7 protein-coding genes are annotated in these 10,766 nt (G+C 49.6%); 2 read left to right on the top strand and 5 right to left on the bottom strand.

Annotated features, from left to right (window positions below; translation table 11 throughout):
* Positions 1 to 44: 44 nt before the first annotated feature.
* Positions 45 to 5,438, bottom strand: coding sequence for a hypothetical protein (locus VEZ52_RS12160; protein WP_324837051.1), 5,394 nt, complete (start codon positions 5,436 to 5,438; stop codon positions 45 to 47).
* A 528-nt stretch (positions 5,439 to 5,966) separates the two neighbouring features.
* Here VEZ52_RS12160 and VEZ52_RS12165 point away from each other — a divergent pair.
* Positions 5,967 to 6,278, top strand: coding sequence for a helix-turn-helix transcriptional regulator (locus tag VEZ52_RS12165; RefSeq protein ID WP_324837052.1), 312 nt, complete (start codon positions 5,967 to 5,969; stop codon positions 6,276 to 6,278).
* Positions 6,268 to 7,419, top strand: coding sequence for a type II toxin-antitoxin system HipA family toxin (locus VEZ52_RS12170; RefSeq protein WP_324837053.1), 1,152 nt, complete (start codon positions 6,268 to 6,270; stop codon positions 7,417 to 7,419). Before VEZ52_RS12165 ends, VEZ52_RS12170 begins: the two co-directional genes overlap by 11 nt.
* A 430-nt stretch (positions 7,420 to 7,849) precedes the next feature.
* Here the strand turns inward: VEZ52_RS12170 and VEZ52_RS12175 are convergent, their stop codons facing one another.
* From VEZ52_RS12175 to VEZ52_RS12185, 4 genes are all read right to left on the bottom strand, one after another.
* Positions 7,850 to 8,836 carry a relaxase/mobilization nuclease domain-containing protein gene (locus VEZ52_RS12175; RefSeq protein WP_324837054.1) on the bottom strand — a complete coding sequence of 329 codons (987 nt, stop codon included), beginning with the start codon at positions 8,834 to 8,836 and terminating at the stop codon, positions 7,850 to 7,852.
* On the bottom strand, positions 8,833 to 9,240 hold the full coding sequence (locus VEZ52_RS14600; protein WP_349255770.1) for a plasmid mobilization protein: 408 nt from the start codon (positions 9,238 to 9,240) through the stop codon (positions 8,833 to 8,835). The genes VEZ52_RS12175 and VEZ52_RS14600 overlap by 4 nt, the downstream gene beginning before the upstream one ends.
* A 173-nt stretch (positions 9,241 to 9,413) precedes the next feature.
* Positions 9,414 to 10,304, bottom strand: coding sequence for an AAA family ATPase (locus tag VEZ52_RS12180; RefSeq protein WP_324837055.1), 891 nt, complete (start codon positions 10,302 to 10,304; stop codon positions 9,414 to 9,416).
* A gap of 59 nt (positions 10,305 to 10,363) precedes the next feature.
* Positions 10,364 to 10,594 (bottom strand): helix-turn-helix transcriptional regulator, encoded by a 231-nt coding sequence (locus tag VEZ52_RS12185; protein ID WP_233483315.1) that lies wholly within the window; start codon positions 10,592 to 10,594, stop codon positions 10,364 to 10,366.
* Positions 10,595 to 10,766: the final 172 nt, after the last annotated feature.

Genomic DNA, 10,766 nt, shown 5'->3' on the forward strand with positions numbered 1-10,766 from the left:
CGCTATTGGGTGAACTCTCGGCTGAGCCTCCAGTGAGCAATCAGTCATGATGCGCAAGGTACACGGACATCCCGAAACGATTCACTCAGTTGAAGGGCTGCGCTTCTCCTGTCACCCATATCAACTAGCCAATCAAGTATTCGCAGAAACTTTTGCGCGAGAGTCAATGGCATTGGCGAATCTCTATGTGCCATATAGTGCACAAGTTCCGCGATCCGGGCCGGAGCAAGAACGTCGTGCCATTGCACTAACCCGTTTGAGGCATTTGAAATGACCGAAATAAGTTGATCTGCAAATGCTTCAGCAGGGTAATTGGCTTTAGAGCGTTCGCAGAGGGTCAAAAACATGGACATTACCGAGCCGGACCATCCGGCAACTCGAATAAAGCGATCAACTATCGGCAAAATAAAGTTTATCCCTGACCAGTCTCCATTGACATAGCGGGCTGCAAGTCCTGCATACTCAACCGAGATAAACATCAGCGAACGCGCGAGATCCGGCAAGTCATAGTCCCAAATTCTTCCGTCAGAATATCCATTCTGAAATACTTTGTCGCAGAGCATATGCTCAAGGCAAAGCTCAAGAACAACCTTTGCATCTGCGTGTATAATTGGTGCATCATACACATATTTACGAATATATATATCCACAAATGGAGCTAACAGAGACCAGCAAGCCTCTCCTTCAATTTTTAAAATCGGATCTAACAGCCGTGATCGCAAAATATCAAATGATATTGCACCAGATGCTGATCCTAGCACCCGTCCTAAAGCATGAGTCCATTCATAGAACTCAGCCGCAGGGCGGGGTTTAAATTTTTCCGTCTCCCAAGGTGGAGAATTTTTTTGTATCGTCCAATCCAAAAGGTCACTCAAAAAGTCAACGAGAGAGGCTCCTGCTTGGCTTTTCAGAATTTCGCCATAAGGAATGTGCTCAAGAAATTTTTTAGCACGGTAATGATTCCACCGGATGTCGGGTTCCGTCCAGTCATCAGCGGGGTCATCGCCGACGTCGAACATGTCGTAATGCTGGTGCAATTTTTGATTGATTTTTCGCCGGAGTATTTTCGGGTTCTTTTCAGAAAGAACCTTGACCCAGGCATCAGGAAGCGCAGGAAGCGCAGGCCAATCCTCTTCATTATTATATAATAATTCGATTGTCTTTTTTAATACGGGATCAGCGCATTCTGAAGGGGAAAACTCTTCATCATATGGGCGCATCTCCCTACAACACAACGAAAAAACCAAATAAATCCCTAGCCAAGTCAGCTTAGGATTTTTATCCCATAATTTACACAATTCATCAAAAGCAGCTAGAGACACTATTTCTTGAGGATGTATCAGTAACTCTAGAAGCGCTTGCGCAGTCGTTTCACTTTCAGTCCCTTCGCGCAGTTCAGCGGCAAGCCCATGCGCGAGGAATATTGAATGGTGCCATGGAACGACAGAAGATTTAGACAGTAGCGAGCTAAACGGCTGCTCAACAAATCGTGCCACTTGTTGCAACACATCGCGAGCCCAATCAAGTTCCTCGGGAGAACGCCCTTTTCGAAAATTGAGAACTATGGCTGCGGTCGCTGCCACAGATCCCCTAGTCATTCCCATTAGGATGTCTTCGTCTGCACTTTGGGGGGCCCTAAACAGTCCGTTAGCAATTATCTCGCAGGCCGAGGCAATAGCCTTCTCAACAGTATATGTTTCATCAAGGGAGCTTTTCTTTAAAGATTTTTCTGCCCACATGTATAGGCTGCTCTCCTCCAACCGCTTAGATGCCTCTTCAGCCTTAGCCATACTTTCTGGCGCAGATTTTGTCGGACTGACATGAACGATTGCGATTTGGTCTGGTGCTCCATCAACTCGCTGAGCGTGGTAGTTATTCCGATCCACTAGCTCTGCGTATTCAATAGCTTGTGCTGTAAGCTGCGCATTAATTTCAGTATTATCCCGATGTTCTTCATATTCAAATGGCAATTCATTTTGAAAGCCGAGGATGGAATCTCTGGTTTTTTGGTCGTAATCTGGGTTAGAGAAAAAAATGAACCGTGGAATCATCCAGCTTAGAGTTTTTCGGCGAACTTCCTTGCCATTAAGCTTTTCAACTGCTTCAGCATGGGGCTTATCAGAGGTTTTCGTAAATCCAATCAAACTTGATGACGGTAAGCAGTCACGTACCCATCGTTTTTTATCCATATCCAGCAAACGCTGTGAACTGATAAGCGGAAATACAGCTTCTGATACGGTTTTAGTCTGGAGCGCAATCATTGCCGCGACACCCAAGATAGCAACGCATTCATTCTCTTCAACGACAGTCTTAATGAGTTCATCTACAGGGACTCCACGTTCAAGCTCAGCGCAACACCATTCTTCTAAGGCCATTAAAGCGCAGCCGAGGATATGTGGGGGCCATACGGACCTGCACCAAAGATACTCTCGATCGTTACCCCAAAATTTTTGTGTCCCCCAAGGGAATTTTATCTCGAGTGGAATTGGGGTGCTACGGCCTTTGTATAAGCAACGATGCAGTTGCCTCCATGCTGTAATTGCATGATTACATAATTCTCTAACCAGCCGTAAGCCCTCTTTCGGTGCTGCTTGAAAAAGCGAATGAAAAGGTTCGCGAATAGGAGATGAAGGAAAAAATCTGTGGTCATCAAGAGACAGTTTATCCCAATCATGCGAGTCGAGACTGATGCCAGAGAGGAGAGAAGGACTCGACAACTCTAATTGTTCTCGTTCCGTGCGCTCAGCTTCGGGTTTTGCAAGAAGAGATTTACGCCTCTCATACTTGGCTTTCTGCTTCAGAATATCTCGAGAAATTCGCTCTTCGGGCAACTCCTTTAGCAGGAATGCGAGTGAAATATCTACAAGCTGCTTGGATAATGTTTGAGAAAGAATGCCTGAATAGGCTATGATGTTGTGAAAACTTTTTTCTTCAATTCGGCTTTGATTTGTGACTCGTTGTAAATACTCTGAGACGAATTCAGGCTCACTCCTCACTGAAAGTAAAATCAACCTAACCAAAGATTCATGAAATGATGACAACTCTCTTATATCATTCCAATATTTTGATTGCTTAGAATAATCTCGAAATATCTCGCGCTCATCTTCTACTGAAGAAAGCCATATAGAGCATTGTTTCAAGATAGCATGAGAAGTCGGATTTTTATAACCAGAAAGGGCATGTTGCCAAACCTCAAAAATGGAAATTATCTCTGGATAGAGGCGCTGGGGAATTTCTTGAATTCGCCTAATGATAAAGGCGATAAGGCGGCGCCATGTTGTTAAGTCTGATGGCCATGCAAAAAGATAAGCCATCCGAATCAAATTAGCGTTTGGCACGATTCCAGACATGACGTTAGAGTTTGGTATCGTCTTTTCAGCCTGAAACCACACAAGTACTTTTTTGAATAAATAAAAATCATCAATGAAAGTTGTTGATGCAAACAGAGCATCTGAAGCATCAAACTCCGAGGTTCCAAGAGGACCCAGTAGCCAAGCTCGTAACCATTGAGATCTTAACTCAGCACACTTCAATTTTTCTAGACAGGCCCCCCAATCGTTCCCCCTAGTATATTCCCATTGAGAAATTAGTTCTACAACACGTGCAACGGCTGGAGGTTCTCCGCAGTTTTTGATTATATCCATCCACTGAGGGCTAGCCTCTGTGAGAACATAAAAAAAGGCCCACTCAAAAAAAATGTCATGTGTAAAACGAACAGATATGCCCTCACGAGCATCTTGAAGTATGCCGTCTACTCTTAGTGCGTCTAAGTGGTTGATCGTCGATAGCCTGCTAAGAAAAATTGGCTGGCTGAGATTGCTGACGCGAACTTTTGCCAATTCAAGCAAGGTGCGCTGCCGTTCTGCAACGTTTTGTCCGATTTCGTTGTAGCCACCTCGTCGCCACCAGTTTTCAATTAAGTCTATCTCTGATTGGGGAGCAAATGTTGAATCGCTAGGGTCGGCTAGGTACCCTTCGTTAAGAATTTTTGCAAAAAAGGGCCTTCTAACAATATTTCGCACCTGATCTGTGCCAAACAGAAGCGAACGTAACTGCGGTTTTTTATTTGCCAATATTTCCGATTCTTGATCGTCAAATATCTCTACCTGAAGAGTCTTAACCCTCAACGTGTCAATAAAAGCTCCCAACCAGTTGCGAAGGATTTCGACACCAGAGTCTCTGAGTGACACCACGATACGCCAGTCACTCAATAAAGGGGATTTTGCGATAGTGTTGAATAAATCAAGAATGATCGGTTGATGCTTTCTTTCTACCCGATCTATCGCATCTATAAAAAGGATATTGGTGCCAGCTGCGCCGACTTCTACAAGAAGTCGCTCGAGAGGTATGTTTGATAGCCCATGTGATATCGCGTAGCTAATCCAACTTGTTCCTTCGAGCTGCTCTGCTTTGATGAAGATCGTCGGACCATGTTCAAGCGAGCGCTCCACAGCCTGCCGCATTATGACGGATTTACCACTTCCGGGGAGGCCTCGAATCTGGAGCAAGCGTGCTGCTGATAGTTTAGTATTATAGTCATCAAGCAGCGCACTTCTTTCAATATTAATCCCACTAATATCATCAGGGATAAGACTCACATAGCTTCTAGCTAGTTCAGTTAACTTGTTTAAGTCAGAAACGATTGAGGGGGCTCCACGTAGTTGCACGAGGTGCGATACGTCCTTTACAAGCCGGATACGGTTAAATTGGCCAGATTTCCCAGCAGACTCGCGTGCCCACTGAATCATTTTCCCCCATACAAGGGGAGCTTTGCATCCCTCGTTTGGGGCTAAACATTCCCTTATACGATTAATAGCTTCCGGAGAATCCGTGTTGCCTTCACGAAGGAAGTCGAACTGAATAAGCACCAAGTGGGCAAGAAAGTGGTGGGCTTCGTCATCTGCACATGGTGTACCATTTATTTTTTCTAGCAAGGAGAGGATAGCATCTTTAACATCACGTATTTCCTCACTGGCACTCCCCTTTGGCGCAAAACGGGCATTAAAATGTTCAGTAGTGAGGCTTTCTCGTGCCCAATCGCAAAGAGTTTTGAGGGCACGTTCTTTAGCGGAGGAAATTGTGCCAACAGCTGGACCGTAACGATCAATGCCAAACCGAAAATCATTTTTTTTGAAAGTTGCCCAACTGTCGCGAATAATATCCCGAAAATCATTATTTGACTCAGCATTGCTGACAGTGAGCGAACGCTTAATTTGCAAGCTAAGGCGTGCTTCATTTTCTGTCGTATCTTTAAAGTCAACAATGACGTCATCAAGTGGTTCGCCGAAGTCACGCTGTTGAACCGAAACACGACATACAATTCTATCTTCTATCCCGGGCGCATATGCTTCGGCGAGAAGGGCAGCAAGATAAAAAGCTGCCACATTACCTTCATAGGTAAATCCTTCTCCTCCGGCTAATTCTGGTGATTGGGGCATAGTTTTATATAGTAGTTAAAGTCACATGCAAAAATATGAGGCACGCCAAATGCGGACACTTTTGTTATAGCATAAGGTAAGGTTCCGCATAGCGCAATTCGTTACCGTATGGCCTTTGAAGAGCTTGTACCCAATTGGATTAAACTGGTTTGCCGAAATGATAGAGGGCGACCTTAGGCCCCCCTCTATTCTCTGAACAAAATATTATATCGTAGCTCTTGCCCGCTGCAACGCGCTATAAGGAACAATCCGTTCCATATCCGTGCGCTTGGGCTTGCTGTCAATATTACTAAACAAGGAAAGACAGTGTTTACGCCTTCCTCGCCGTTTCCCGGCACGGCTCCATACACGCCCGGCGCTGATTCAAAACCTCAACGGGTTATTCCTTTTCTTGGTGAGATGCTGCCCCGATTTCGCTCGGCAGGGCTGGTGTTGACGTTAGAGCGCGAGTTCACCTCTCCCCCATTAACCAATTGCTATCATCTCATATTTTAGCTATTATACTAAAAAATAAAGTTAAGAGCTATTATGTTAGACGATATTTTAAAAACTCCGCAGGAAATCCGGCACGGCATCGCCGCCAAGGCGCAGGCTAAACGGCTTGCGCTCAACATGAGTCAAAAGGATTTGGCGGCCCGTAGCGGCGTTTCCCTTGGCTCCGTGAAGCGCTTTGAAACAACAGGGGAAATCTCGCTCGCGTCCCTGCTGGCTATCGCCCTGATTCTTAACGATCTTGAAGCCTTTTCCGGATTGTTCAACCCGCCGCGCACAGAAAACCTGTTCAAGCCGCAATCCCCAGCACCCCGCAAGCGGGCAGGGAGAAAACGCCATGAATCTTGACGTGCATCTGCATGCATACGGCATACGGCGCCATGTGGGAAAGCTCGCCGCACACAGCAACACCATTCTGTTTCAGTACGCGCCAGAATTTCTTGATTCGGGCATCAACATTTCGCCGTTCAGGCTTCCGCTCAGCCCAGAGGTCAAGGAAGACCCCAAGCGCACCTTTGACGGCCTGTTCGGCGTGTTCAACGACAGCCTGCCCGATGGCTGGGGGCTGCTTTTGCTGGACAGGGCATTACGAAAAAAAGGCTCAACGCTCCATGCCTGCCTGCCCTTGCAGCGCCTTGCCATGGTGGGTGCCCACGGCATGGGCGCGCTGGAGTACACCCCGGCGGCGGAACAGGCAGAAGAAGCCGTTTCTGTGGCGGAACTGGATGCTCTGGCAGAGGATTCGCTGCGGATTCTGCGCGATGCGCCTGTGGATGCGGGGCAACTGGACAAGCTTATTCAGCTCAACGGCTCATCCGCAGGGGCCAGACCCAAAATTCTGGTGAACGTTGCCGATGATTACCGCATTGTGCCGCAGGGGGCGGGGGAACCCCAAGGAACCCCCTGGATCATCAAATTTCGCTCCGCGCACGAACCGCCAAACACCGGGCTGACAGAATACGCATATTCCCTGGCGGCCAGAGAAGCCGGGCTGGATATGCCGAAAACGCACCTGTTTCCGTCGGCAACCTCACCGGGATATTTCGGCGTCCAACGCTTTGACAGGGTGCAAGGCCAAAAGGTGCATGTGCACACCGCCTGCGGCCTGCTGCACGCATCGCACCGCGAACCCTCGCTCACCTATGAAAGCCTGCTGCGCCTGACGCTGCTGCTCACCAAAGACATACGAGAAGTGCTTAAAATGGTACGGCTCATGGTGTTCAACGTGCGCTCCGGCAACAGGGACGACCATTCCAAAAACTTTTCCTTTCTGCTGAACAAGGAAAACCAGTGGCGCATGGCCCCGGTTTATGACCTTACGCCGTCAGAGGGTATTAACGGGGAACAGACCTGCATGGTCAACAACAAGGGCAAGGATATAACCGAAAAGGATTTTCTGGCGGCCGCCGCAACTGTGGATGTGGACGCGCGGACCGTGTGCGAAATTATACAGCAGGTGGACGCGGCTTTGGCCGAGATGAAGAAGTAAGGTGCTCAAATGTGCAGGAGGAGGCCGTCTGAGTGACAAATGGGAAATTCCGCAAGCAGCCTGAGAACTGCTCATAAAGGAAACGCCAGAAAAAATATCCGGTTTAGTATCTGATTTTCACAGCGCGAAAGAAGGCTGCCATGCGGTTACGCATAGCAGCCTATATTTATTAACCTGCTGAGATGATCGCCTAAATCCCTACGGCAATAATCAATGACCTAGCCAGCGGAGAAACAAGAACAGAAGCATGAAAGCAATCGCTGTGCATCCAGAAGTTACACTTGCCAACCACCACGTATCACCCCGCAATTCCTTGCCGTAACCATCCATTACTGCACGCGATTTATCAAAATATTCCTTTGATGCGATTGCCGCCGCCTCGCACTTTGCCAAGCATTGCTCCATACGCGCCCGGTGCTGATTCAAAACCTCAACGGGATAATCCCTTACTTGGTGAGCTGCGGTTCCGATCTCCCGCGCGGCCTGAGAGGTACTTCTCTGCAATTCTCGTAAAAGCTGAATCAGCTCCTGCGAGTTCTTGATTCGTGCTTCCTCCTGCAAGCTCAGAACCACCAGGCTTGCCTCTATCCTTGTCTGATCTATCTCGCTCGGCGGGGCTGGTGGCGTTGTCGCTTCCGATGCCCTGCTCATGCTCTTCAATTCGTCTATCTTGCTCATGGAGTAATCCTCTAAGTTGCAATGCGCCCCATGTGTACCCTTTGCCGAGCTTGCTGCCCTTGAACGTCACGTCACCAAGCGCAAAGCTGATCCCCGAAACAAACCCGGTGGAAGCTTTATTTAAACGCACGGTCACGCCCTGGGCTGCCAACTGCTGACAAAACGCATTCAACGCAATCCTTTGCGTAATGGCCGCATCAATTATTTTTTGTAGGTTCATACGGGCGGAAGCCTCACCAGTACGCAGGGCGTGCTCAATCTCCCCTTTCGTATGGGCTGCCCGCAACGTTTCCCGGCTTGAGCGCACTTGCCGAAGAGAAAACCGTTGCTCCAGCTCCCGCATGATTTTTTCTTGTCGCCTATAGTCGTGCGCGTCACTCACCACTTTTCCATCCAGCGCAATTCTGTTCACCAGAATATGAATGTGTGCGTGTGCGGCGTCTGTATGTTGGCTAATGACATATTGATTGTTTACAAAGCCCATGCCCTGAAGCCACGAATGCGCGGCCTCACACCACTGCTCAACTGACAGAGATTCTTCCGGGTGAAGGCTCAGGCTCACATGGCAAACGGCCTTGGACAGATTCGGCCTCAAAGCGCGAATGGCCCCAAATTCCGCAGCAAGGGCGCGTGGTGTTCGCCCCGCCATATTGGTTTCAAGCAACAGGCTTTTGTGGGGCTGCAAATCATAAGCTGCTGCCCCACGAAAGCCTTTGCCCTTGATGCACTTGGCAATCAAGGCACTTCCCCTGCCACTGGCGGCGTACTGCCAGCAACCCCCATCAGCGAAGCTTGCAAGCACATGATCTGGCTAAGCAGCTCCCTTAGCAGCCCGAAGGGAACAACTGTTCGCCCCGCGTTGGCTGCCTTGGCGATTTGGTTAAGATTTACGCCCAATCGCGCAAGCTCGCCGTAGGCCTTGCGGTTAACCTCTGGCACAGGGGGAAGCGGCATGCGCCTGCTCAAAGCGGCTGTGCGCAACCACTGCGCAGGGCTCATGCCCATGTGCCGCGCGCGAAGCTGAAGTGCCTCCCACTCTGCCGGATTAACGCGCACCCCGATTGTCATGTGGCGCACCTTTATGGGGTCGCCCTTTGGGCGTCCACTTTTTCGCGGGGCGTGTTTACGCGACTCAGCAAGCATAGGCGCGCTCCTTTTGCCGTGAAGCGGCAATGTGCTTTGACGCCTCGCAGAGCAAGCCGTTTGAGCGAAGCGAAAACATGGCTTGCTTCAAGCCATCTGACGCGGGGGAGGCGATACTTTGCAAAGCTGTCCCACTGTCCCTGTCCTTAGGGGTGGGACGGTGGGACACGGCATTAATAGCGAACAACACTAGCATCGCCGCCCTCCTCCAGCTTCTTCTTGAGCCGATGAACCACAGATTTGCTCACCCCCATTTCGTCGGCGCAATCCCGAATGGAGAAGCCTTCTGCCAAGAGCTGCTTCAATTGCTCGGCCTGAACATTGACCAGCTCGTTCACATCCCAAATGAGCTGATTCCCTTCACTGCGCAGATGCACCTCAAAGGGCATTGCATCCTCGCCCACAATTCCCCGCGCCTTGGTCAAATGGACTTCAAACCGCGCACCTTCGGCAACGCTGTAGGTTGTGGGCCTCCGTAGGCTTATAACCGTGTCCATTATGTCTTCGCGTGCCGAGGTTCCGCGCTGATCGCCCGATTTGCCCGCGTGATGCACAAGCAAAACTGCCATGCCCCGCCGCCGCAAATCCAATAGCCAGGTCTGCATGGGCGTCCATGATTGGGATTCATTTTCTTTGCCGGTGCGGCAAAGTGTGGCGAGGTTGTCTAAAACCAGTAAATCGACTCCAGCAAGAAATGGTTCAAGAGCCTGCTGCCCGTAGGTTGTTGCCAAGTCCGGCATGGGCCGCGATTGAATGTCGGGGGTGATAATGGAAAAATTCTGCATCGCATGGGGCGGTACTGCCATGCCCGTTGCCAAAGCCGCTAGGCGCTCTTGCATGGAGATGGCGGGCATTTCGCCATCCACATACAAAACGCGCCGAGCCTTGGGAGCATGCCAGTTGAACAGGGACAACCCACCAGCCACAGACAGGGACATGTGCAACGCCGTAAAGGTCTTGCCTATCCCCCGCTTTGCAACGAGCATGACAATCCCCTGCTCAGGAATTACCGGATGCAGCAGGTAGTCGCGTTCGGGCAAGGTGCTTAAAAGAAATTCCTCCATACTGATCGCCTTCAATGGGGGAAGATTATTTTGTGAGCCGAGAGGGACATATGGGGAGGTCATGCGGCGTCCCCTCCTTCCACATTGCTGATTAGCGCCCGAATATCTTCAACACGCCAAACAGTGGTGCGCGGCCCTAACTTCACAGGGGTGGGGTAGCGCCCTTTTTTGACGCCTTCCCACCAGCTCGTTTTGCCAATGGGCAGCACTTGGAGAATTTGCGACAAACGAACAAACCCCTCGTCAGGCAGGTAGTTTCGCTGTCGATACAAAAAATCGACTTTTGCCATAACGGCTCCTGATTTTTACGGGCCGTTATGAAATCAAAACCACCCGCATAGCGGGTGGTTTGCTCTGGCCCTGTAAGGGCCTGTTACCGGCTGCGCCTAAAGACGCTAGCTTTCACTGCGTTCAAGCCCAGTGCCGTTGTCGCTTTGGCTACCCCTTGAAGGGGTCTTGATA

The sequence above is a fragment of the Desulfovibrio sp. genome (genome assembly GCF_035644575.1).
In the GTDB taxonomy this organism is placed as follows: Bacteria; Desulfobacterota; Desulfovibrionia; order Desulfovibrionales; family Desulfovibrionaceae; genus Desulfovibrio.